Raw genomic sequence first — 22598 nt, 5'->3', positions numbered from 1 at the left:
GTGCAAAAGCTTAAAAAGATTAATTTGGATGATATAGATTATTTCATCATCAAAAGATGTATATTGAGAGTCATATGCTTTTTCGTCGTCGAGAACCAATAGATTTTGTAACGCGTATTCGACTTTGGTTATGGCCACGTCGTTCATTTTCTCGCTCATTTTGCTACATACATAAACGTATTTTGCGTATATCAGCAACACCGCATGAAGTAGCATTAGGGGTTGCTGTTGGCGTTTTTTTAGCGTGTTCCCCTTTCTTTGGGCTGCATATTATTTTGGCAATATTTTTTTCTTGGCTTTTGCGTGCAAACTTTGCTGCCGCAATCATTGGGACGATTTTTTCTAATCCACTCACATTTTTATTGATTGTCATGGCTGATTATAAAGTAGGGTATTTTTGTTTATCACTTTTTAGCGATGTCAAAGAGATTTCTCTTTCGCAAATTCGTGCTCTATTTAATGGTTTGACATTGTCAAATCTCTCTCTCCTCTTTAAAGGCGCATGGGACACAATTATGAGTCCTATGATTTTAGGGGGAACTCTTTTAGGTATTGTTTTTGGTGGTTTATCTTATATAGGTGTTTACAGAGCAACGGTTCGTTTTAAACAAAAGCGATATCAAAAGATTATAAAAAAAAGGCGTTTAAAGAAGCGCTCATCGTAGGACAGATCGGGTAATATCTTATGATTATTGGTCTTGGAAATGATCTGGTTGATATACGACGTATTGAGAAAATGTTGGTTCGTTATGGTGAGCGTTTTATCCAACGGATTTTTACGGATATTGAAAGAAATAGATCTGAAAATCTCAAAAAAAGCTCCTCTTCCTATGCAAAAAGATTTGCTGCGAAAGAAGCATGTGCTAAAGCCTTAGGAACGGGAATCGCTTGTGGTATCAATTGGAAAGACATGGGGGTAGTTAATTTGCCATCTGGTAAACCAATAATGCAATTAACAAATCGTGCGCAAATGCAACTTCAAAAGTTATTACCTCCTCATCATGATGCAGTTATTCATCTTAGCATAACAGATGATTTTCCTTGGGCACAGGCATTTATTATTATCGAAGCACTTCCACGTGGATAGATGGCGTGAGAGATTGTGCTTTTGTTATTTGAATATTATGATGAAAAAATTATATCTGTGATGAGAAGGCAGTTGGTGATGATCCCAAAAGATAAAGTGCATAAAAAAGAAAAAAAAGGTGGGCTTCTTGAATTTATTTCTGTTTTAATACAGGCTTTGCTTTTAGCAGCGTTTATTCGGACACTTTTTTTCCAGCCGTTTAGTATTCCTTCCGGTTCAATGCGTCCTACTTTGTTGGTGGGAGATTATCTGTTTGTTTCTAAGTATGCATATGGGTATTCTCGTTTTTCCATCCCCTTTTCTCCTCCTCTTTTTTCTGGACGGATTTGGGCATCTCAACCTCAACGTGGAGATGTGGTCGTTTTTCGCTTACCAAGTAATCCGAAGATTGATTATATAAAACGCGTCGTTGGGCTACCGGGTGATCGTATACAAGTCCGTCAAAGTGTCCTTTATATTAATGATGAGGCTGTTTCACGTCACTTTATGGGGGAGATTGATAATTCTGATATAACAGAAGTGAACTATCCTGTTGAGGTTTATCGCGAGACAATGCCTAACGGTGTTAGCTATGATACACTTGATTTAGCTTTCATCCCCAAAGTTGACGATACAGAAGTCTTTGAAGTTCCTCAAGGACATTATTTTATGATGGGAGATAACCGCGACAATTCAGATGATAGTCGTTTGGATGTAGGCTATGTTCCAGAAGAAAATCTTATTGGTCGCGCGAGCGTGATTTTCTTTTCTATCAGTAATGGTTCAAGTGCTTGGCAGATTTGGCGTTGGCCATTTGATGTGCGTTGGAAGCGTTTGTTTTCTTTCATAAATACGGTTCATGATTTGCCGCTTATCAAGCAAGGAAACAACGATGAAACGTCTAATGATTGATCAGCTTGTCAAGCTGACGGGACATCGTTTTAAAGATGAAGAGAGATTAAAGAAGGCATTAACACACTCGAGTGTACAAGATTCGGAACAAGGAAATTATGAACGGCTAGAATTTCTAGGGGATCGGGTTTTAGGGCTTTTGATTGCAGAAATGCTGTATCAACTTTTTCCTCAGGCAAGTGAAGGTGAATTATCAGTCCGTTTGAATCATTTGGTCAATGCACAGACATGTGCTGATATTGCGCGCGAAATGAAGCTTCCTGACATGATCCACGTTGGTTTTGAGATGAAAAATTTCGAAGAGCGTCGACTCATCAATATGCATGCAGATGTCGTGGAAGCTTTAATTGCTGTGATATATCTCGATGGAGGATTGGAAAGCGTTCGCCCTTTTATTCAAAAATATTGGCAAAGTCGGGCAAAGAAAATGGATGCTGGTCGACGTGATGCCAAGACAGAATTACAGGAATGGGCGCATATCCAAGGCAATGCACAACCACATTATCAGGTTATAAAACGTTCAGGTCCAGATCACGATCCTGTTTTTATGGTAGAGGTAAATATTGCTGGTTTTGCTTCAGAGATTGGGCAGGGAAGCTCCAAAAGATATGCTGAAAGAATGGCAGCTGAAAAAATTTTGCGACGAGAGGGTGTATGGAAAACAGTGGGAAAAAATGATCATGAGTGACGTTATGAAAACGCGTTCTGGATTTGTTGTGCTTATTGGGATGCCTAATGCCGGTAAATCGACACTGGTTAATCAATTGGTTGGAACAAAGGTTTCAATTGTAACACATAAAGTACAAACAACACGAACTTTAATCCGCGGTATTGTCATTCATGATGATGTGCAAATTGTGTTGGTCGATACACCGGGTGTTTTTCGTCCCCATAAGCGCTTAGAACGAGCCATGGTCTCTGCTGCTTGGGGAGGGGCTAAGAGCGCTGATGTTCTGCTTGTTTTAATTGACGCTCAAAGTGGTCTTTCGGATGAAGTTGATATGATGTTAGATATTGTGAACAATATGAAACAAGAAAAAGTTCTTGTTCTTAATAAGGTTGATACAGTTGTTAAATCATCTCTTCTAGCGTTAACCACTAAAATAAATGAACGTGTAAAGTTTGCGCAAACATTTATGATTTCTGCTCTAAACGGTTCTGGTTGCAAGGATTTACTTCATGCGCTGAGTAACATGATGCAGGAAGGGCCATGGTATTATCCAGAAGATCAAATTTCTGATATGCCCATGCGTCATCTTGCTGCTGAAATTACGCGTGAAAAACTTTTTCTTCGTCTTCATGATGAACTTCCTTATTCCTCAACGGTTGAAACAGAAAACTGGGAAGAGCGTTCAGATGGTTCCGTTAAAATTAATCAAGTTATTTATGTCGAGCGTGAGAGTCAGAAAAAAATTGTCTTAGGAGCAAAAGGCGATACAATTAAAGCGATTGGTCAAGCAGCACGTAAAGAACTCATGGAAATTATGGATCAAAAGGTTCATCTTTTTCTCTTTGTGAAAGTGCGCGATAATTGGGATACCGATCCAGAACGTTATCGTGAAATGGGATTGGATTTTTTAAAATAAGATTTTTAAAAATAATTAAAGTAAAATGAAGTGGAAAGAACAAGCCGTTATACTTGGTACACGCCAATATGGTGAAACAAGTGTTATTCTTGAGATTATGACACGTGAACATGGTCGTTATATGGGAGTGGTAAAAGGGGGGCGCTCGCGTCGCATGGCTGCTCTTCTTCAACCTGGAAATTTTGTGGAGGCTGAATGGTGGGCTCGTTTAGACGAACATTTGGGACTTTTTCGGCTTGAAGCTCTTGATTTACATGCGGCACGATTAATCTGTCTACCAGAAGCACTTTATGCTTTGCAATTGATAGCTTTTCATTTGCGGCTTCTTCCCGAACGTGATCCGCACCCCATTTTATATGATATTTTACACCTTTTTATGCAGAATTTTGATGAACCATTTATCAATGCAGAATTGCTTGTACGTTTTGAAATGCGGCTTCTTGAAGAACTTGGTTTTGGTCTTGATTTATCTTGTTGTGCTGCAACAGGTCGTCAGGAAAGGCTTCATTACGTATCACCAAAATCTGGTCGGGCTGTCTGTGAAGAAGCAGGAGAACCTTGGAAAAAAAAGCTTCTCATTCTACCACAATTTCTTGTACAAAGAATGACTCGTCCTGCTGATTTTAGTGACATAATAAATGGTTTTATACTGACGGGTTTTTTTCTTATGCGTCATGTCTGGGAGCCACGAGATATAAAGCAGCCGTCAGTGCGCATGAATTTGATACAATTGTTTGAGCGCCAATTTGGTGTACAGGCATTAATTTGTTGATCTGATGATAATTGAATGGGAAAATGAGAATTTTAAAGACAATTGCTGAAGTTCGCCAATATACTTCAGAGGAACGACGTTTAGGTTTTTCGATTGGTTTTGTTCCAACAATGGGGGCATTGCATGATGGTCATCTTGCATTAGTACAGTATGCAAGAGCAATGTGTGATCGCGTAGTGGTTTCTATTTTTGTCAATCCAAAGCAATTTGGACCTCATGAAGATTTTTCTCAATATCCAAGAGATTTGAAGGGCGATTGTGCTTTGTTAAAAGAAGCAGGTGTTGAATGTGTTTTTGCTCCTTCTGTCGATGAAATGTGGCCACTGGGAAATGAGACAATTGTGAAGGTGGAAAAATTATCACGTATTTTGATAGGAAAATTACGTCCAGGGCATTTTTGTGGTGTAACGAGTGTTGTTGCTAAGCTTTTTAACATTGTCCAACCAGATAAGGCTTTTTTTGGGGAAAAGGATTTTCAACAAATTTTAATTATTCGGCGTATGGTTGAAGATTTGGCTTTTCCTATTGAGATTGTTGGAGTTCCTATTTTACGTGAAGCAGATGGAGTTGCGCACTCTTCACGCAATCAGTTTTTAACATTAGAAGATCGTAAAGCTGCCAAAATTATTCCTAAAAGTGGAAAAGCTGCTGAAAAGCTTTACCATGAAGGTGAACGGTCGGTTGATAAATTATGCAAAACTGTTCGTGATATTTTACAACAAGAAACGCGTGCAATCATTGAAGCAATAGATTTACGGGATATGGAAACTTTATGCGTGATCAAAGGAACATTGAATAAACCGGCGGTTTTACTCCTTACTGTCCGCTTTGGTGAGGTAAGACTTATTGATCAATATATATTGCAAGAGAAGGGTGGAAAATGAGTGTACATAAAACCGTAAAGCGTATGACATCTTCCGAAATACGTGCAAGAAAGGGACAACAGCCAATTGTTTCTTTAACAGCTTATCAAGCTTATACTGCGCGGATTGCTGATCCATATTGCGATATCCTTTTGGTTGGTGATAGCGTTGGGATGGTTGTGTATGGGTTTGAGACAACGCTTCCTGTTAATTTAGATATGATGATTTCACACGGGAAAGCCGTGGTGCGTGGATCTCAAAAAGCTCTTGTTGTTATTGATATGCCTTTTGGGTCTTATGAGGAAAGTCCAGAGCAAGCTTTTTTAAATGCATCGCGCATTCTTGCACAAACGGGGTGTGGTGCAGTTAAGCTTGAAGGTGGCGTTTATATAGCCGAAACAATAGATTTTTTGTGTAAACGTGGCATTCCAGTGATGGGGCATATCGGTCTTACACCCCAAGCAATGAATCGTTTTGGTGGTTTTAAAACACAAGGACGCAAGGAGAATGATTGGCAAAGAATTGAAGCAGATGGAGCAGCGATTGAAGAGGCTGGTGCTTTTGCTGTTGTTTTAGAAGCAATGGTTGAACCTTTAGCGGTGAAACTGACGGATAAACTTTCTATTCCTACGATTGGTATAGGGGCGTCCAATCAATGTGATGGGCAAGTATTGGTTATGGAAGATATGTTAGGTTATGGTGCCCATGTGCCAAAATTTGTTCGTCGTTATGGAAATCTTGAACAAGCCATGGAAATTGCAATCAAGAATTATGCAGAGGATGTTACCTCCCGTGCTTTTCCAGCGGATAATGAGGTTTATAAACTAAAATAAATTTCAGTTTAAGATCAGCAGTTTGAAAAGAGAACATTTGTTGTTTTGATAATGAGTGTCATTATTTCATGTATTTTGTATGCAATTTGAACTGTGATTTTTTCCATTTCTTTAATGAAGTCACGCTCCTCATGCAAAACAGAGCGCCATTGGGTCGCTAATTCAGGTGCTTTTTTAAAGAAAGCTTTCTAAGGCACCCAATCCTATTTCGCGACGGCGTTCGTGAATAGTATAGTGGTAACTCCCTTATGAAATGTATAAAATTTATAGAGCACTTCCGTCTTTACGCTTCATAAGAGAGCAAGCCGGTATCATCATACACTTTTCCAATTTTCAATGCTGCGACAGCGCTTAGCACTTGAGATGGTTCATAAGAAGCATTTTAACTCTTTCTTTAAAAAATTTTACTCACACGCCAGCCCCGCTTGTGGTGTGCAAGAGAATGATTTTGATTGATCCAATATAAACAGATTTGAAATGAGTGAAGCTTACGATATTAGGAGCTCTCATTCAAAATGAAAAAACAATGAATTATTATTATAAGTCAGTGTGATGAGTCTGTAATGACAAGGAATCAACAATGCGAAGGGGCTATAATCTTTGGACATCCAAGTCATTAAAGCGCGTTAAAAATGCGTTTTCAATGTGTTGGGTAGAATAGGAGGATAAATTCAGATCATCGGGTAAAATATTATTGGGAGAGCCAAAATAGCGAAGGGCTTCTTCTGTATTAAATCCAGCAAGCGTAATCGATTCATAATATGCAGCGATACGGTCGGCTTGTTTAATTTTTTTTAAAAGTTTTTGAGAAAGATCAACGGGAAGAGAAAAGCGCATGTGGATAGCATCTTGGATGCGCTTTTCAACGCGTTCATATTGTTTTCCTATGACAGCTTTAAAAGGGGAAATCATATCGCCGATGACATATTCTGGAGCATCATGAAGAAGGGCATAAAGACATTCATTGCTTCCCGATTGTGGAAAAAGTTTTTGAAATATTTGTTCAACCAAAAGTGAGTGTTGTGCAACAGAATAGGCGTGTTCTCCTCGTGTTTGACCGTTCCAACGTGCTACACGAGCAAGTCCATGGGCAATATCTTCAATTTCAACATCAAAAGGAGAAGGGTTGAGAAGATCAAGTCGCCTTCCAGAAAGCATTCTTTGCCAAGCACGTGCTTCTCCATTTTTTAATAATTCAGCTTTAGCCATGCGTATTTTCTACAGTATTTTCAGGAAAGGTAAAATTCATATTTTCAGCAATACTTATGGTGATAGGAATGTTTTTTACAGTAAAGGGGATGTTATGATCCATAGCATCTTTTACGTGGTCAATACGCAGTAAAGCAAGAGCTTCATTGTCTACACATGTTCCCAAGGATCCAAATACTTTTGTTCCTGCTTCAATGCTAGATTGAGGGGACAATTCATGCTGGCCTTTTACAATTAAAATACGGCGACGTGCTGCTTGGCGGTGGTGCATTCGTGAAACAACTTCTTGTCCAATATAACACCCTTTGTTGAATGCAAGTCCATTTATTTGATCGTAATTAATATCATGAGGAAAGACTTTACCAACTTCATAATCTTGACCACTTTCTGCAATTGCATAACGGATACGCAATTGATTCCACATGTTATGATATTCTGAAGCCAAAAAAGATGTTTTGCCATAGATTCGTATTATTTTTTCTTTTTCTGGGAATCGTTTATCAACAAAACTTGAATCAAAATTTAAAGTATCTGATTCATTTTTCCAAGAAACTGTAACAACTTCTTGGAATGGTTGTGTAATTTCTATTTTTTTACGCAGTTTATAAAGCAACAGACGCTTGTAGAGTATATCAGCTAAAGGCATGATAATATCAATCAAATAACCATCTTCTTTTTTGCCAATAAGAAAATCAGCAAGAACCTTTCCTTGAGGGGATAAGAGGGCTCCAGGGAAAATTTCTTGCGGGTTGATTTTTTTTACATCTGTTGTGATTAGGGATTGCAGAAAATCTGTTGCTTCTTCGCCTGTAATTTGAATAATTGCGCGATTTTTTAAGCAAATGGCATTTTGTTTTTCAATCATGGTTCTTGCCTTTCTGCTCAAAGTTACATAATCGATAAGAGAGGAATATGTAAGGAGCGTGGCTATGTTTAAAACATTTGATACAATTTTTAAAGGTGCAACACTTGTGAATCATGATGGAAGAAGCAAGCGTGATATTGGTGTTACAAATGGCCGTATTGCTGAAATTGGCGACCTTACATGTGCATCGGCAGGTGAGGTGATTGATTGTACGGGGCTTCATATTTTACCGGGAATTATTGATAGCCAAGTACATTTTCGCGAGCCAGGTAATGAATATAAGGAGGATTTGGAAAGTGGCTCGTATTCTGCTGTGTTAGGGGGGGTGACAGCAGTTTTTGAAATGCCTAATACCAATCCATTGACAACATCAGAAGCTACATTAAGCGATAAGGTTAAACGCGCATTTCATCGAATGCATTGTGATTTTGCATTTTGGGTTGGAGGAACGCGTGAAAATGCTCATGAATTGTCTGAATTAGAAAGACTTCCTGGTGCAGCTGGAATTAAAGTCTTTATGGGGTCTTCTACGGGTGATCTTTTGGTCGATGATGATGAAAGTGTACGCCTTATTTTGAAGAATATACGCCGTCGTGCGGCTTTTCATTCTGAAGATGAGGCGAGGCTCAAAGAGCGTAAAATACTGCGTATTGAAGGGGATGCATCATCACATCCGATTTGGCGTGATGAAGTTGCGGCATTAAAATGTACGCAGCGTTTGGTAAAAATTGCTCATGAGACGAAGGCTCGGATTCATGTGTTACATCTTTCGACAGAAGAAGAAATTGATTTTCTAAAAAAACATAAGGATGTTGCAACAATTGAAGTGACACAACACCATTTGACGCTCACGGCTGATGATTATAAGCAATTTGGTACATTAATTCAGATGAATCCGCCTATTCGTGAGCCGCGCCACCGTGAAGCTCTTTGGTACGGTGTTCAACAGGGGATTATTGATGTTTTAGGCTCAGATCATGCGCCTCATACTTTGGAAGAAAAGCTTCAATCTTATCCTTCTTCACCTTCAGGAATGACAGGGGTGCAAACAACAGCAGCAATTATGTTGACACATGTGAATGCAGGAAAGATATCTCTTGAGCGTTTTGTTGATCTCACGTCGCATGGCCCTAGTCGTATTTTTGGTATAAGCTGTAAAGGACGCCTTGCTGTTGGATACGATGCTGATTTAACAATTGTTGATCTTAAGCGAGAAGAAATTATTACGAATGGCTTAATTGGTTCGCGTGCCGGTTGGACACCTTATGATGGTAAAAAGGTTAAAGGTTGGCCTGTTGGGACCATTATCCGTGGTATGCGTGTGATGTGGGAAGGTGAAATTGTTACTTCTTCACAAGGAGAGCCTGTTAAATTTATAGAAACTTTGGTGTAAATAGATTAAACTTTATAGGTTTTATTTTATTATGCCATAAAACATCGCCTTTTAGAGCGGTGATATAAGGCATGCTAGCTTCCTTGGCACATAAGTATTTTTTTAAGTGTATGGTGAATATTTTTAGACTTGTTTGTCAAGCCTTTAGTACTTTTAGTTTAAGTAATAACATGGGTGAGAAGCCAAGAAGAATCTGTTCAACAAGAACCCAGCCTATTGATAAACAAGCTCTGAGGGTGGGCAGGAAGCCAAAGAACGATTTTGTTCAGGGGAAAGATGCTCACAAGAATAAAAACGTGTCGAGGAATTATTTTTCAAAAACTTCTCTATTTTCAGAGTAGATTTACAGCTCCCCTCATTTGTGAGAGAACATGGTTGATATTGCTGAAATTGAAGAAGACACTTTTTGTATAGATTAATTATTTATAATGCATGAGGAGGTTTTCGGATAAAGTTCTTCCTTCCTCAACGTATCTTTGATTGGCTTCAATTGCTGCTTGTGTACAATGATGATAATTTTCTGAGAAAGCACGGTATGCTTCATTAAACGCTTCATAAAAATAAGCGCGTCTTTGTGGGATAGGCTTTTCTGCTTCAATCAATGCGTTCATGTAGTCATACCATTGGTTTGTTGGAGTCTCGCAAAGATTTTGAAGAGAATGCAGAGATCCCAAAATTTCCGCTAGTCGGAGTAATTTTTTCTCATAAGGTGGAGATTGTTGCGCAAAGGTTGGCATTGAACTTACAATGAATATTAAAATAATGATGTTCATCAATCTATTACGCATTATTGTTATTGTTTTCCTTGGAATAAAACTCTGTACAAATAAAATAATTGTGTCATGAAAACGATGTCAAAAAATAGGGTTAATTGTTACATTATTCTCACTTACTTATAAAATATAGGGCGTAAGAGACAGTAAGGAAACCATAATGAAATATTGAAAATACTGACGGAGTTTTTTGTAGTGAAAAATTTAAGATTTGCTTCGTGCAATCTATTTTTCACATAAATTTATAGTGTAACGCCTATAGAATTTTTTAAAGCTCGTTTTCTTCAAGGAGAGAAAAAATCTCTATCTACAGAATGTTTTTGTCTAATCAAATAAAATAGATTGTTTTTACGATCAATGATGGATACAGCCGTGAATACAATGGGAAAATGATAAGAAAAATTTACTATAAGATAAAAGTTCTAGCCTAAACCGCATAATGCGATAATTTGAGGTAAGATACATTCAAAAAGAGCGGTGCGTGGTATCGTTCATGGAGCCAATGATGAAAGAGTTGCGATTTTATAATACGCTAACACGTAAAAAAGAAAATTTTACACCAATAGATGCGACAAGAGTACGTCTTTATGTTTGTGGACCGACAGTTTATGATTATGCACATATAGGAAATGCACGCCCTGTCATTGTTTTTGATATTTTATTTCGTTTATTGCGTCATGTTTATGGCAATGAGCATGTTCTATATGCACGTAATATTACAGATGTTGATGATAAAATTAATGCACGAGCAGCTTGCGAATATCCAAACTTGTCACTGAATGACGCTATTCGTCAATTAACAGAACGTACATATTCTCAGTTTCAACAAGATACAATAGCACTTGGTTGTCTATTGCCAACCAGTCAGCCGCGCGCAACCGAGCATTTAGAGGAGATGCGCTCTTTAATTGAAAGGTTGCTTGAAAAGGGGCACGCTTATGAAGCGGAAAATCATATATTATTTTCTGTAAGTAGTATAAAAAATCCTCCCCATTATGGGGCATTTGCAAATCGTTCTTTAGATGAAATGAGGGCGGGGGCACGTATTGATGTTGCTGCTTATAAAAGGGAAGAGATGGATTTTGTTTTATGGAAGCCTTCTGAGGAAGGAGAACCAGGTTGGAAATCACCGGGCGGAATTTCTGTTTTAGGTCGTCCAGGTTGGCATATTGAATGTTCTGCAATGTCAATGGCAAAGTTATTAGCGCCCTATGGTGGTGGTTTAACTTGTGATGATCCGACCGCCAATATTTTTGATATCCATGGTGGTGGACTTGATTTAATTTTTCCTCATCATGAAAATGAGATTGCACAAAGTTGTTCAGCTTTTGGGACGGAGCGAATGGCTAATTTTTGGATGCATAACGGCTTTTTACAAGTTGAAGGTAAAAAGATGTCGAAAAGCTTTGGCAATTTCATAACTATTCGTTCTGTTTTAGAGAATAATTTTTTGGAGTTTAATGGTATTTTATCCGATGAAATGAAGCAAAATTGGGCTGGTTTGTCTGCGCGTTTTTCGATGTTGCAAACACATTATCGTGAACCATTAAATTGGACAGCACAGCGTTTAATACAATCGAGCAGCGAACTGTATCGTTGGTATGAATTGCTTCGCAGCAAAAAGAGTGAGATGAAAAACAATGAAGTAGTTGATGATACTTTGATAGATGCACTTAGTGATGATCTTAATACTCCAAAAGCACTGACTCTTTTGCGAAAATTTTATAAAGAAGGAGATGCTTTGGCTCTTGTTAATGGGATGAATTTATTAGGACTGTTACGAAAAGAATGGATTAAAGAAATAGACTGCCCATTATTTACAAGAAAAACTTTTCTTGATTCAAAATTTATTGATCAGCGCATTGCCGAAAGACTACAGCTTATCCATAATAAAGAGTGGGAAGCTGCGGATATAATTCGTGATGAGCTTGCAGCTGAGGGGGTTCTTTTAAAAGATAGTAAGGATCCGCAGAGTGGTAAGCGCATAACCGTGTGGGAAATAAAGCGACACTAATGTCTCTATTCCAGCAGCTCTCATGAAAAAGGAGAATATGATGGAATTTTTATATCATTATGGGTATGTCGCACTAAAATTAGTTGTAGGCCTTATCGCTTTCCTCTTGATTTTAAGAACCACAGGTCGTGGTAGTCTTAGTCAAATGACGCCAGTTGATTTGGTAAGTAATTTTGTGATGGGAAGTATCATTGGAGGCGTTATTTATAGTCCGGATGTTAGCAGTATTCAATTATTGATCGTCTTATTTATTTGGCAGACTTTGGTCACCACTCTTAATTTTCTGATGCGCTATTCAGTTTTTTTTCGTCGTCTCATTGCAGGACGTCATATTGCATTGGTTTTAGACGGAGTATTTCAAGTGGATAAGATTAAAAACTTAGGTATCAGTGTGAATGATCTGATTACAATGTTGCGTATTAAAGGCTGTAGTTTACACGAAGCTGCTTTCGTTCGTTTAGAAACCAATGGCGATTGTTCCGTTATTAAAAAGGAAGAAGGAAAGAAGTCTATCATTTTAATACAAAATGGCGAAATTCTTGATAAGGGGCTGAAAGAGATTGGTAAAACAAAAAAGTGGCTTCATGCAGAACTGAAAAAAAAGCATGTAAAAGTTGAAAATTTATTTGCAGCAGAGTGGTATGAGAATACAGACCCAAATAATAAATTATATAGTGGATTATTTCTTGTTCCTCTTTCAAAAACAGTCTAACTTCAAACAACGAGTAGGTATAGCTTATTGGAAGCATAATGAAGAGATGAACCTATAAACAACCACAGGGGGGTGTTTTGCCTTTTTCGTGTGGATGATAGAGAAGTAAGGGCTTTATGAAACGTAATGAAATAACAAAAACTGTATCATCAGATACGGGGAAAACTCTGCGCACACTTTACAATTTATGGCCTTATATGTGGCCAGTAGATCGGCGTGATCTAAAAATGCGTGTGCTATGGGCAATATTTTATCTTGTTTTGGCCAAGTTCGTTCTCATATCTGTACCGTATTTCTTTAAATATTCTACGAATGTGCTTGATGCTAGCTTTCAATTACCTGAATGGTTTCCATCCAATTGGATTATTCCCATCATGCTCGTTTTGGCGTACAATGTTGCACGTATTATGCAGGCTGGATTAAATCAATTACGCGATTCTCTTTTTGCCACTGTTGGTCAATATGCTGTTCGTCAATTAGCTTATAAAACCTTTGTACATATTCATGAATTATCTTTGCGATTTCATTTGGAACGCCGAACTGGTGGGCTTTCTCGCGTGATTGAGCGTGGTACAAAAGGAATTGAAGCTATCGTAAGATTTTCAATTCTCAATACAATACCGACAGTTTTAGAATTTATATTAACAGCACTTGTATTTTACATAAGTTATGGGTGGTATTATCTTCTCATCGTTGTTGTAACGGTTGGGTTATATACCTTGTTTACCATTAAGGCGAGTGATTGGCGCATTCGTATTCGGCAACAAATGAATACAGCGGATACTGAGGCGAATACGCGCGCTGTTGATTCTCTCTTGAATTTTGAAACGGTCAAGTATTTTAGCAATGAAACTCTAGAAGCTGATCGTTTCAATGCTTCTATGGTATGTTATGAAAAAGCCGCAACAAAGATTTGGACATCATTAAGCTGGCTTAATTTTGGTCAGGCTCTTATCTTTGGTATTGGAATGACGATCATAATGCTGATGTCAGCTTATGAAGTTTATTATAAGACACAAACTTTAGGAGACTTTGTTTTTATTAATGCACTTTTAATGCAACTTTCTATTCCACTGAATTTTATTGGTTCAATTTATCGTGATGTTCGGCAAGGTTTAACGGATATTGAAGCGATGTTTGATCTTTTAGATGTTCAACAGGAGATTGTTGATAAATCGGACGCCAAACCGTTAGAGATAAGCGATGGAACCATTCGTTTTCATCAGGTAAAGTTTTCCTATGATTCGACGCGTCAGATTCTTCGAGATATTGATTTTGAAGTCCCTGGAGGAAAAACAGTCGCTATTGTTGGTCCATCGGGTGCAGGGAAATCAACTATTTCTCGGTTGCTTTTTCGGTTTTATGATGTTGATTCGGGCTCTATTACAATTGACGGGCAGGATATTCGTGATGTAACACAAAAAAGTTTGCGCGAAGCGATAGGCATGGTACCACAAGATACGGTGTTATTTAATGATACAATTGCCTATAATATTTGCTATGGGCGTCCAAGTGCTACAGATGAAGAGATGCGCAAAGCTGCTGAAATGGCACAGATCTCAAAATTTATTGAGATATTACCAGAAGGTTTTCAATCTATGGTAGGAGAGCGTGGTCTCAAATTATCAGGTGGTGAAAAACAACGTGTGGCTATTGCACGGACACTCTTAAAAGCCCCCCCACTTCTTATTCTAGATGAAGCAACAGCGGCTCTTGATACGGCGACAGAACAGGAAATTCAACAAGCATTGGATATTGTAAGCCGTGGACGTACAACATTGATTATTGCTCACCGTCTTTCTACGGTTATCAATGCTGATGAAATTTTGGTTCTTAAAAGTGGTCGTATTATTGAAAATGGGACACATACAGAGCTTTTACGCAAGAAAGGTCTCTATGCTTCAATGTGGAATAAGCAGCTTGAAGCATCGCAAGCTGAAGAAAAATTACGTAAAATGCGTGAAGAAGATGAGACGAGTGTTGTTAATCGTAAAAAATAAATAGAGCAAAATGTAATCTATATCTTTATATGGAGTGATTGATTAAATACATAAAAAGACACAAGAGGAACAAAAAGCTTTGTTGCTTGTTTAAGTTTACGATGAATAGGAAATTATATGAGTATTCTGCAATCTTTCCATAATAGCTTTGTACCGGTTCATAAAGAAGGTTATCCTTTTATTGTAGCGTTTTTTGTTATTTCGCTCATTCTTGGTTGGATATGGAGTCCGTTTTTTTGGTTTGGTCTCGTTCTCACGGTGTGGTGTATATACTTTTTCCGTGATCCAGATCGTGTGATCCCTTTGAATTCAAATTGGGTGATGTCGCCTGCTGATGGGCGTATTTCATGTGTGGAATCATGTGTTCCACCTGAAGAATTAGGTTTAGGGAAAGATGAAATGATCCGTATTTCTATTTTTATGGATGTTTTTTCATGCCATATTAATCGTATTCCTATCAGTGGTACAGTAGAGTCTATCGTTTATCATCCAGGTCGATTTACCAATGCTGACTTTGATAAAGCTAGTCAGTTTAATGAGCGTAATGGGGTGGTAATTGATAGCAAACATGGTAAAATTGGTGTCGTACAAATAGCGGGAATGGTTGCGCGCCGGATTGTTTGCTGGTCAAAAGAAAACGATGCCGTTATGACTGGTGAGCGATTTGGATTGATTCGTTTTGGTTCTCGCCTTGATACTTATATACCGACTGAAATGAAATTACGTGTTGCAGTTGGACAGACAGCAATTGCTGGAGAAACGGTTTTGGGTTCTTTTGATGATAAGAGTGCCACAACGGACTTCAGATACGATTAGGACTCACAATGAAAAATTTTTCGCCATTTTCTTCATTCAATCCTGAGGGGCAGCATGATGATGTTGCAAATCGGCGGCGTTCACCTACATCAATGCGGTATGTCATTCCTAATATCATTACTATTTTAGCAATTTGTGCAGGGATGAGCAGCATTCGTTTGGCTTTTGAACATCGCTATGAAGCTGCTATTTTAATGGTGCTTCTGGCCGCAGTTTTAGATGGTGCTGATGGTCGCATTGCCCGTTTAATAGATGGTAGTTCATCTTTTGGGGCACAGATGGATTCTCTTGCTGATGTTATAAATTTTGGTGTTACCCCTGCACTCATTGTTTATTCTTTTATCTTGAATCAAGCGAATCATATTGGGTGGGTTGCTGCCCTTGTTTATTGTGTTGCTTGTTGTTTGCGATTAGCACGTTTTAATGTGATGTTAGATAATCCCAATATACCTAAGTGGCAGAAAAGTTATTTTGTTGGTGTTCCAGCACCAGCAGGAGCATTATTGCTTTTATTGCCTACTTATTTAGGCACTCTTGGTTTGGTTCCCAATTGGGGGTGGGCATTATTTTTTAGTCTTTATACTGTAATTATTGCTTTTCTTTTGATTAGTCGTTTACCAGTATGGAATGCAAAAACAATTGACCAAAATTTAAGGCGCGATATCGTTATACCGTGCATGTTGGTCATTGTTATTTATGTCGGTTTTCTTGCGACTTACACATGGAAAACTTTATTGATTACAGCGGTTAGCTATATGATTTTTCTCCCCTGTAGTTTTATCGCTTATAATAAACGTGCTACTTTAGAAGAGAAAAAGACTGATGCTAAAGCTATCCAAGAATCATAAAGTGTCTCATTCTTCTGTTGAGAAGCACAGGAAAAAGAGAGAGTCAAAAGATTTACTTCTCATATGATGATCAATCAGGTATATGATAATCTACAAACCGATTTTTACGGACATTAAAGAGTTTTCCAGTTTCTTTTAATTCAGGTGATAACAAATGGATTATCTTTTTTGCAATCTCTTGTGGTGAAGGGAGAGTTTGTGGATCTTCACCGGGCATAGCTTCAGCGCGCATGGCAGTGCGTGTGGCACCAGGGTTGACACAATTAATCTTAATAGGGGTTTGTTTGAGTTCTTCTGCCCAACAGCGGGCAATCACCTCTAAAGCCGCTTTAGAGGCTGCATAAGCTCCCCAGAAAGGGCGCGCAGCATGCGCAACGGTTGAGGATAACAGGATGGCTCGTCCAGCGTCAGATTCACGTAATAAAGGCTCAACGGCTTTCATTAAGCGCCATTGGCTGAAAAGATTTATTTGAAAAACATCTTCAAATACTGTGTTTTCAATATGTGCTATTGGTGAGAGTGTTCCAAGAATTCCTGCGTTTGCGACGATAATATCAAGTTTTTTCCAGCGTTTGGCAATTGAGATAGCAAGGGTATCGATGTTTTCCATATGATGCAAGTCAAGGGGAACAAGGGTTGCATGAGCCCCTTTTTTTCGGATTTGATTATCTAATTCAGTAAGTCCACTGACTGTTCGTGCAAGAGCAATAATATGAGCGCCGCGTGCAGCAAGCTCGAGTGCCAAATAATAGCCAATCCCTCTTGATGCGCCAGTAACAAGTGCAACACGCCTATGGAGACTAAAGTCACGTTTTGTCATCATTAATCTCTTGTTTTTAGAACAGATGATTGATGAATTTTGGAGAGATTTTCTTGATCAACCAGATGCGTAGGATAATATCCAGTAAAATAATGGTCAGTAAATTGTGGATCGGCGTTATTCCGTTTTTCCCCTGCTACAGCAAGATATAATCCATCCGTTGAAAGAAATTCTAATGAATCCGCTCCAATAAAATCACACATAGATTTTAAATCTGGATATTGATTTGCTAAAAGGTTTTCAGCTTTAGGTGTATCAATACCATAAAAGTCAGGATAAAAAATCATAGGGCTAGAAATGCGCATATGAACTTCTTTTGCTCCTGCATCGCGAAGCATTCGTACAATTTTAAGGGATGTTGTTCCACGGACAATAGAGTCATCAACCAGAATAACACGTTTTCCTTCAATCACAGGACGGTTTGCCGAATGTTTTAACTTGACGCCAAAAGCGCGAATTTGTTGTGTTGGTTCGATAAAAGTGCGGCCAACATAGTGATTACGAATAATACCAAGCTCGAAGGGAATTCCAATTTCTTGTGCATAGCCAATTGCGGCAGGCGTTCCTCCATCAGGAACAGGAACCACAACATCACCCTCACAAGGGGCTTCCTGTGCTAAACGGATTCCCATATTTTTGCGTGTTGTATAAACACTACGTCCTCCAACGATTGAGTCCGGACGGGCAAAATAAACATATTCAAACAAGCAAAGTTTTTCTGGTTTTGTATTTTCTGGTTTTATAATTTTTTTCGTAATTTCCCCATTTTTTTGTATTTCACATATGATGATTTCTCCATTTTTAACATCACGGACATATTTTGCTCCAATAATATCAAGAGCACAAGTTTCAGAACAAAAGATAGGCTTACCATCAAGTTCCCCCATCACGAGAGGTCTAATTCCTGTTGGATCGCGTGCCGCAATAAGCTTTGTACGTGTGAGCGCTAACATAGCATACCCACCTTCTACTTGCCGAATCGCATCAACAAAACGATCAGAGGACGATTCATAACGTGAGCGGGCGATAAGATGGAGAAAAACTTCTGAATCTGACGTTGATTGACAGATAGCACCAGAAGCGATGAGTTCACGGCGTAATGTGAGACCATTGGTAAGATTACCATTATGCGCAATAGCAATACCTCCAACTTTCAATTCAGCAAAAAGGGGTTGAACATTGCGTAATGCCACTTCTCCAGTTGTTGAATAACGGGTATGTCCAATAGCACGATTTCCTGGTAAGCGCGCAAGTGTTGCAGGGTTTGTATAGTGATCGCCAACAAGACCTAAATGCTTTTCTTGATGAAATATTTTATTATGGTAAGAAACAATCCCAGCTGCTTCTTGCCCACGATGCTGAAGTGCGTGGAGTCCAAGAGCTGTTAATGTTGCGGCATCTTCATGCCCAAGAATACCAAAAACTCCACATTCTTCATGAAGGGTATCATCATCTAATAAAAATTCTTGACAGAAAACATCGCTTTTTATCATCATATTCTTTCAGTTGTGATATGGAGGAATCATTAATATCACATTTTACATCATTTAGTTTTCTTTCCTCATGAAAAACTATTCTCTATTTTTTGAAAATTATCTTTTCATGAGAGTGTTGCTCATACGTATGTTTATTGCTGTCTTTAAACAAATTTTCCGTCTTTTCGAGAACAGATCCAATATCTTTGGGGAGTATTTCCCAAACTTTTTGTCCCAATGAATCTAAAATAGGTCTTGTTTTTGCATTTTTTAACCAATTCGCTTGAAGATCGGGTTTAATCAGTGCATTAATCAGCAACATACCGATGACCATGATAAGTAAACCACGAAGTGCTCCAAAAATAAAACCAATAGCACGGTCAAGAATACCAATTCGACTATCAATAATAAAATCAGAGATCTTCATTGTAATAATTGAAGTAATAATGAGAACAATAATAAAAATTGTGACCAATGTTGTGATCAATGCAATCATTTTATTAGAGAGATATTGTTCAAAGAAAGGTAAGACAGGTTTGAATAAAAACAGTGTCGTAACAGCTGCAACTGCCCAAGAAATCAACGATAACACTTCACGTGAAAATCCTCGAAGCATAGCAAGAAAAGCGGACAACAGGATGATTACTACGACAATTCCATCAAGGATTGTTATGATCATTTGTTTGTTCCTTATACATAAAGTTGTGTTCTTTTAAGTCTGTGTGCAAATATATTTTTTGTTATGCCATTTTTTGTTCTTATAGCAAGGATCTTTTGTATTTTATAGAGTTTTTTCTATATTATCATATCTGTGGTACAGATCATTTTTTACTTACAGTAAGAGTAGCAACGAGTTCGGGAAGGTCGGAGAAAGTTTTTTGTTGAAAGTTGAGCGAATTCATCATTTCGGTTGTTGTTGTGGGGTGAAAGGCTCCCTGAAAGCCAAGTTTTTTTGCTTCATTGATGCGCTGTGCTGAATGTGCAACAGCGCGGGTAGCTCCTGAAAGACTGACTTCACCAAAATATACATAATTTGTTGGCAAAGGAATATTGGCAAGAGAGGATACCAAAGCAGCGGCTACAGCTAAATCAGCAGCGGGTTCTGATATGCGATATCCACCTGCCACGTTCAGATAGACATCATGCTGTCCAAAACGAATGCCACAATGGGCTTCTAAAACGGCAAGAATCATAGAAAGACGATTTCCATCCCATCCGACAACTGCACGTCTTGGTGTCCCAAGGGAAGAAGGAGCAACAAGCGCTTGAATTTCTACTAATATTGGGCGTGTTCCTTCCATCCCGGCGAAAACAGCAGCGCCTGGTGCTTTTTCATTACGTTCTCCTAAGAACAATTCGGATGGATTTATCACTTCGCGTAATCCTTTATCAGACATTTCAAAGACACCAATTTCATCTGTTGGCCCGAAGCGATTTTTTACAGTTCTAAGAATGCGATAATGATGTCCACCTTCACCCTCAAAATAGAGAACGCCATCAACCATATGTTCAACGACTCTAGGACCAGCAATTTGCCCATCTTTTGTAACATGACCAACAAGAACAACAGCAGCTCCTGTTTTCTTGGCAAAGCGGATCATTGCTTGAGCGCCAATACGTACTTGTGTGACAGTGCCAGGTGCTGAATCTGCTGTATCTGACCATAGAGTTTGAATCGAATCGATAATCACCATATCAAGGTTTTTATGTTCGCTTAAGGTTGCCAGAATATCTTCTACATTGGTTTCAGCGGCAAGTTTTACTTCTGTATTGTTCGCTCCAAGCCTCTGTGCACGCAGACAAATTTGCGCAATAGCCTCTTCACCTGAGACATAGATGACATGATGTCCTTTGCGGGATAAAGCAGCAGCTGTTTGTGTCAGCAATGTTGATTTTCCAATACCAGGATCACCACCAACAAGAAGTGCTGATCCACGGACAAAGCCCCCACCGGTAACACGATCAAGTTCCGCAATACCAGAATGAATACGTGGAGCATCTTGGATATCTCCAGAAAGAGATGTAAGGGCAACGATGCGTCCTTTACGCGTATTCTGCTTAGGACCACTTCCTATGCCGCCATTTATATTTTCTTCAACAAGAGAATTCCATTCTCCACAGGCGCTACATTTCCCTGCCCAACGAGAATGGATGGTTCCGCAATTTTGACAGATAAATTGAATACGGTTGCGTGCCATGGTGGTTTAGCCAATTTGCTCTGGAAGATAATTGCTATCAGCCAAATCACTAAAGCGTGTGAAGTCAGATTGAAAGGCAAGGGGAACGATTCCTGTCGGCCCATGGCGATGTTTTGCAATAGTAACATCAGCTTTTCCAAAAGCTTTGTCCATTATTTCTAGCCATTTCATATGTTCAAGGCTACCGAACTTTGGTTCTTCATTTTTGAGGTAATATTCTTCACGATAGACAAATAAAACGATGTCGGCATCTTGCTCAATAGAACCAAATCCACCTAAATCTAAAAGTTTTGGGCGTTTATCTGTTCTGTTTTCAACTTGATGTGAAAGTTGTGAAAGAGCAATAATAGGGATATTTAATTCTTTAGCTAAGGCTTTTAATTCTGCAGTGATTTCTTGAATACGATATTCAGATGTGTATTTTAAATCACTTGTCATGAGTTGGATATAATCAATAATTAAGACATCCAAACCATGTTTTTGCTTGAGACGCCGAGCACGGGCAGCCAGTTGTGAAACTGATATTCCTCCAGTTTGATCAATATAAAGGGGTGCCTTTTGGAGCTGATTTACCGTACGAATAATTTTTGAAAATTGTTCATCTGAAATATGACCACGTCGAATATCAGAAGAAGAGACTTCCGTTTGTTCAGAAATAATACGTGTTGCAAGCTGCTCTGAGGACATTTCAAGTGAGAAGAATCCTACAACGCTGCCTTCATTTTCTTGGATATTACCATTATGATTATAAGCATTGGCAATATTAAAGGCAATATTGGTAGCAAGTGAAGTTTTACCCATACCAGGGCGCCCTGCAAGGATAATTAAATCGGATGGTTGTAATCCTCCTATTTTTTCATCAAGTGTTTGAATATGAGTCGCTATCCCTGATATTTGCGAAGAGCGCTTTTTTGTAGCACCTGCTATATCAATAACTCTTTTAATAGCTTCATCAAGACTGTCAAATCCACTATCGCAGTCTTCTTTTTTTTCTAGCATAATTACACATTTTCCTTTTGTTATATATCAGTTTTTATACAATTTTATATCAAGAATATTTTGCATGTTATAGAATTTTCTCTGTGCTGTAGTATTTAAAACACTGCTTGTTTTTTATATTGCGGTAATTAGGGTAATTTTTCAGATAGATTAGAAAATATTTTTGTTAAAAGGTTAGAGATTGTCCTATAAAGAGGAAATTTTCTGATATTTTACATAATAGCCAGTCTTGCACAACATCAGCAATTATTTTTGAATTTAAAAACAAGAAAATGAGTGTCTTGTGAGAAGGAGTTTTTTTAAAGAAGGAACAATATAGAAAGATTTAGATTAGCTATAGATTTTGGATATATGTATCTTACTTGCAACGCTAAAAAGATGTATTATCTTCTCATATTATTAAGATTAATATTGTTCAAGAGCTTTTTAGATAGCAAATAATGA

General features: G+C 38.3%; 21 protein-coding genes and 1 pseudogene. 14 read left to right on the top strand and 8 right to left on the bottom strand.

The features are described from left to right. Window positions 1-74 precede the first annotated feature (74 nt). The 8 genes from ACFINA_RS01670 (at window position 75) to panB (ending at window position 6032) form a co-directional block, all read left to right on the top strand. Entirely contained in the window at window positions 75-665 is a 591-nt protein-coding gene (locus ACFINA_RS01670; RefSeq protein ID WP_375606309.1) for a DUF2062 domain-containing protein, read from the top strand. A gap of 20 nt (window positions 666-685) precedes the next feature. Next, window positions 686-1087 (top strand): holo-ACP synthase, encoded by a 402-nt coding sequence (gene acpS / locus ACFINA_RS01665; RefSeq protein WP_375606308.1) that lies wholly within the window; start codon window positions 686-688, stop codon window positions 1085-1087. 78 nt (window positions 1088-1165) lie between these two features. Then, a complete protein-coding gene (gene lepB, locus ACFINA_RS01660; protein WP_375606307.1) occupies window positions 1166-1978 on the top strand; it encodes a signal peptidase I in 813 nt (270 codons plus the stop codon). Further along, complete coding sequence (gene rnc, locus ACFINA_RS01655; RefSeq protein ID WP_375606306.1) at window positions 1959-2666, top strand: ribonuclease III; 708 nt, start codon at window positions 1959-1961, stop codon at window positions 2664-2666. Before lepB ends, rnc begins: the two co-directional genes overlap by 20 nt. Next, window positions 2659-3564, top strand: coding sequence for a GTPase Era (gene era / locus ACFINA_RS01650; protein WP_012754937.1), 906 nt, complete (start codon window positions 2659-2661; stop codon window positions 3562-3564). The genes rnc and era overlap by 8 nt, the downstream gene beginning before the upstream one ends. A gap of 25 nt (window positions 3565-3589) precedes the next feature. Next, entirely contained in the window at window positions 3590-4336 is a 747-nt protein-coding gene (recO, locus tag ACFINA_RS01645; RefSeq protein WP_375610149.1) for a DNA repair protein RecO, read from the top strand. A gap of 23 nt (window positions 4337-4359) precedes the next feature. Further along, a complete protein-coding gene (gene panC / locus ACFINA_RS01640) occupies window positions 4360-5220 on the top strand; it encodes a pantoate--beta-alanine ligase (protein ID WP_375606304.1) in 861 nt (286 codons plus the stop codon). Further along, window positions 5217-6032 carry a 3-methyl-2-oxobutanoate hydroxymethyltransferase gene (panB, locus tag ACFINA_RS01635; RefSeq protein ID WP_375606303.1) on the top strand — a complete coding sequence of 272 codons (816 nt, stop codon included), beginning with the start codon at window positions 5217-5219 and terminating at the stop codon, window positions 6030-6032. The genes panC and panB overlap by 4 nt, the downstream gene beginning before the upstream one ends. Before the next feature lie 591 nt (window positions 6033-6623). Here panB and ACFINA_RS01630 read toward each other — a convergent pair. Both ACFINA_RS01630 and ACFINA_RS01625 read right to left on the bottom strand, forming a co-directional pair. After that, a complete protein-coding gene (locus tag ACFINA_RS01630) occupies window positions 6624-7241 on the bottom strand; it encodes a YfbR-like 5'-deoxynucleotidase (RefSeq protein ID WP_375606302.1) in 618 nt (205 codons plus the stop codon). Beyond that, a complete protein-coding gene (locus ACFINA_RS01625; protein ID WP_375606301.1) occupies window positions 7234-8106 on the bottom strand; it encodes a YgfZ/GcvT domain-containing protein in 873 nt (290 codons plus the stop codon). Before ACFINA_RS01625 ends, ACFINA_RS01630 begins: the two co-directional genes overlap by 8 nt. A 64-nt stretch (window positions 8107-8170) precedes the next feature. Here ACFINA_RS01625 and ACFINA_RS01620 point away from each other — a divergent pair, with 64 nt between their 5' ends. Then, window positions 8171-9499 (top strand): dihydroorotase, encoded by a 1329-nt coding sequence (locus tag ACFINA_RS01620; RefSeq protein ID WP_375606300.1) that lies wholly within the window; start codon window positions 8171-8173, stop codon window positions 9497-9499. 419 nt (window positions 9500-9918) lie between these two features. Here ACFINA_RS01620 and ACFINA_RS01615 read toward each other — a convergent pair whose 3' ends face one another. Then, complete coding sequence (locus tag ACFINA_RS01615) at window positions 9919-10287, bottom strand: TIGR02301 family protein (protein ID WP_375606299.1); 369 nt, start codon at window positions 10285-10287, stop codon at window positions 9919-9921. Between the two features lie 490 nt (window positions 10288-10777). Here ACFINA_RS01615 and cysS point away from each other — a divergent pair, with 490 nt between their 5' ends. From cysS to pssA, 5 genes are all read left to right on the top strand, one after another. Beyond that, the gene (gene cysS, locus ACFINA_RS01610) at window positions 10778-12286 is read left to right on the top strand and encodes a cysteine--tRNA ligase (protein ID WP_375606472.1); all 1509 of its coding nucleotides are present in this window, start codon (window positions 10778-10780) and stop codon (window positions 12284-12286) included. 40 nt (window positions 12287-12326) lie between these two features. Then, window positions 12327-12998: a DUF421 domain-containing protein gene (locus ACFINA_RS01605; protein ID WP_375606471.1), complete on the top strand. Its 672-nt coding sequence runs from the start codon at window positions 12327-12329 to the stop codon at window positions 12996-12998. A gap of 116 nt (window positions 12999-13114) precedes the next feature. Beyond that, window positions 13115-14998 carry an ABCB family ABC transporter ATP-binding protein/permease gene (locus ACFINA_RS01600; protein ID WP_375614967.1) on the top strand — a complete coding sequence of 628 codons (1884 nt, stop codon included), beginning with the start codon at window positions 13115-13117 and terminating at the stop codon, window positions 14996-14998. 117 nt (window positions 14999-15115) lie between these two features. Next, window positions 15116-15814 carry a phosphatidylserine decarboxylase gene (locus ACFINA_RS01595; protein WP_375610157.1) on the top strand — a complete coding sequence of 233 codons (699 nt, stop codon included), beginning with the start codon at window positions 15116-15118 and terminating at the stop codon, window positions 15812-15814. An 8-nt stretch (window positions 15815-15822) separates the two neighbouring features. After that, window positions 15823-16662, top strand: coding sequence for a CDP-diacylglycerol--serine O-phosphatidyltransferase (gene pssA, locus ACFINA_RS01590; RefSeq protein WP_375610158.1), 840 nt, complete (start codon window positions 15823-15825; stop codon window positions 16660-16662). Between the two features lie 70 nt (window positions 16663-16732). Here the strand turns inward: pssA and ACFINA_RS01585 are convergent, their stop codons facing one another. The 5 genes and pseudogenes from ACFINA_RS01585 to ACFINA_RS01565 all read right to left on the bottom strand — a co-directional run. Further along, the gene (locus ACFINA_RS01585; RefSeq protein WP_375614966.1) at window positions 16733-17482 is read right to left on the bottom strand and encodes an SDR family NAD(P)-dependent oxidoreductase; all 750 of its coding nucleotides are present in this window, start codon (window positions 17480-17482) and stop codon (window positions 16733-16735) included. A gap of 2 nt (window positions 17483-17484) precedes the next feature. Continuing rightward, window positions 17485-18978 carry an amidophosphoribosyltransferase gene (gene purF / locus ACFINA_RS01580; protein ID WP_375614965.1) on the bottom strand — a complete coding sequence of 498 codons (1494 nt, stop codon included), beginning with the start codon at window positions 18976-18978 and terminating at the stop codon, window positions 17485-17487. Between the two features lie 82 nt (window positions 18979-19060). Continuing rightward, window positions 19061-19636 (bottom strand): CvpA family protein, encoded by a 576-nt coding sequence (locus ACFINA_RS01575; RefSeq protein WP_375606294.1) that lies wholly within the window; start codon window positions 19634-19636, stop codon window positions 19061-19063. A gap of 142 nt (window positions 19637-19778) precedes the next feature. After that, complete coding sequence (gene radA / locus ACFINA_RS01570) at window positions 19779-21155, bottom strand: DNA repair protein RadA (protein ID WP_375607710.1); 1377 nt, start codon at window positions 21153-21155, stop codon at window positions 19779-19781. Between the two features lie 6 nt (window positions 21156-21161). Beyond that, window positions 21162-22151: pseudogene (locus ACFINA_RS01565) on the bottom strand (DnaB-like helicase C-terminal domain-containing protein); the annotation flags it as partial. Window positions 22152-22598: the final 447 nt, after the last annotated feature.

This window comes from Bartonella sp. AC10YNML (genome assembly GCF_042196825.1).
In the GTDB taxonomy this organism is placed as follows: Bacteria; Pseudomonadota; Alphaproteobacteria; order Rhizobiales; family Rhizobiaceae; genus Bartonella.
This window is presented reverse-complemented; position numbering and strand designations above follow the sequence as displayed.

Excerpts from the sequence above, each read along its gene's own strand:
- ACFINA_RS01670 (WP_375606309.1), top strand. The coding sequence starts at position 75 with ATGCTTTTTCGTCGTCGAGAACCAATAGATTTTGTAACGCGTATTCGA.
- acpS (WP_375606308.1), top strand. The coding sequence starts at position 686 with ATGATTATTGGTCTTGGAAATGATCTGGTTGATATACGACGTATTGAG.
- lepB (WP_375606307.1), top strand. The coding sequence starts at position 1,166 with ATGATCCCAAAAGATAAAGTGCATAAAAAAGAAAAAAAAGGTGGGCTT.
- rnc (WP_375606306.1), top strand. The coding sequence starts at position 1,959 with ATGAAACGTCTAATGATTGATCAGCTTGTCAAGCTGACGGGACATCGT.
- era (WP_012754937.1), top strand. The coding sequence starts at position 2,659 with ATGAGTGACGTTATGAAAACGCGTTCTGGATTTGTTGTGCTTATTGGG.
- recO (WP_375610149.1), top strand. The coding sequence starts at position 3,590 with ATGAAGTGGAAAGAACAAGCCGTTATACTTGGTACACGCCAATATGGT.
- panC (WP_375606304.1), top strand. The coding sequence starts at position 4,360 with ATGAGAATTTTAAAGACAATTGCTGAAGTTCGCCAATATACTTCAGAG.
- panB (WP_375606303.1), top strand. The coding sequence starts at position 5,217 with ATGAGTGTACATAAAACCGTAAAGCGTATGACATCTTCCGAAATACGT.
- ACFINA_RS01630 (WP_375606302.1), bottom strand. The coding sequence starts at position 7,241 with ATGGCTAAAGCTGAATTATTAAAAAATGGAGAAGCACGTGCTTGGCAA.
- ACFINA_RS01625 (WP_375606301.1), bottom strand. The coding sequence starts at position 8,106 with ATGATTGAAAAACAAAATGCCATTTGCTTAAAAAATCGCGCAATTATT.
- ACFINA_RS01620 (WP_375606300.1), top strand. The coding sequence starts at position 8,171 with ATGTTTAAAACATTTGATACAATTTTTAAAGGTGCAACACTTGTGAAT.
- ACFINA_RS01615 (WP_375606299.1), bottom strand. The coding sequence starts at position 10,287 with ATGCGTAATAGATTGATGAACATCATTATTTTAATATTCATTGTAAGT.
- cysS (WP_375606472.1), top strand. The coding sequence starts at position 10,778 with ATGAAAGAGTTGCGATTTTATAATACGCTAACACGTAAAAAAGAAAAT.
- ACFINA_RS01605 (WP_375606471.1), top strand. The coding sequence starts at position 12,327 with ATGGAATTTTTATATCATTATGGGTATGTCGCACTAAAATTAGTTGTA.
- ACFINA_RS01600 (WP_375614967.1), top strand. The coding sequence starts at position 13,115 with ATGAAACGTAATGAAATAACAAAAACTGTATCATCAGATACGGGGAAA.
- ACFINA_RS01595 (WP_375610157.1), top strand. The coding sequence starts at position 15,116 with ATGAGTATTCTGCAATCTTTCCATAATAGCTTTGTACCGGTTCATAAA.
- pssA (WP_375610158.1), top strand. The coding sequence starts at position 15,823 with ATGAAAAATTTTTCGCCATTTTCTTCATTCAATCCTGAGGGGCAGCAT.
- ACFINA_RS01585 (WP_375614966.1), bottom strand. The coding sequence starts at position 17,482 with ATGACAAAACGTGACTTTAGTCTCCATAGGCGTGTTGCACTTGTTACT.
- purF (WP_375614965.1), bottom strand. The coding sequence starts at position 18,978 with ATGATGATAAAAAGCGATGTTTTCTGTCAAGAATTTTTATTAGATGAT.
- ACFINA_RS01575 (WP_375606294.1), bottom strand. The coding sequence starts at position 19,636 with ATGATCATAACAATCCTTGATGGAATTGTCGTAGTAATCATCCTGTTG.
- radA (WP_375607710.1), bottom strand. The coding sequence starts at position 21,155 with ATGGCACGCAACCGTATTCAATTTATCTGTCAAAATTGCGGAACCATC.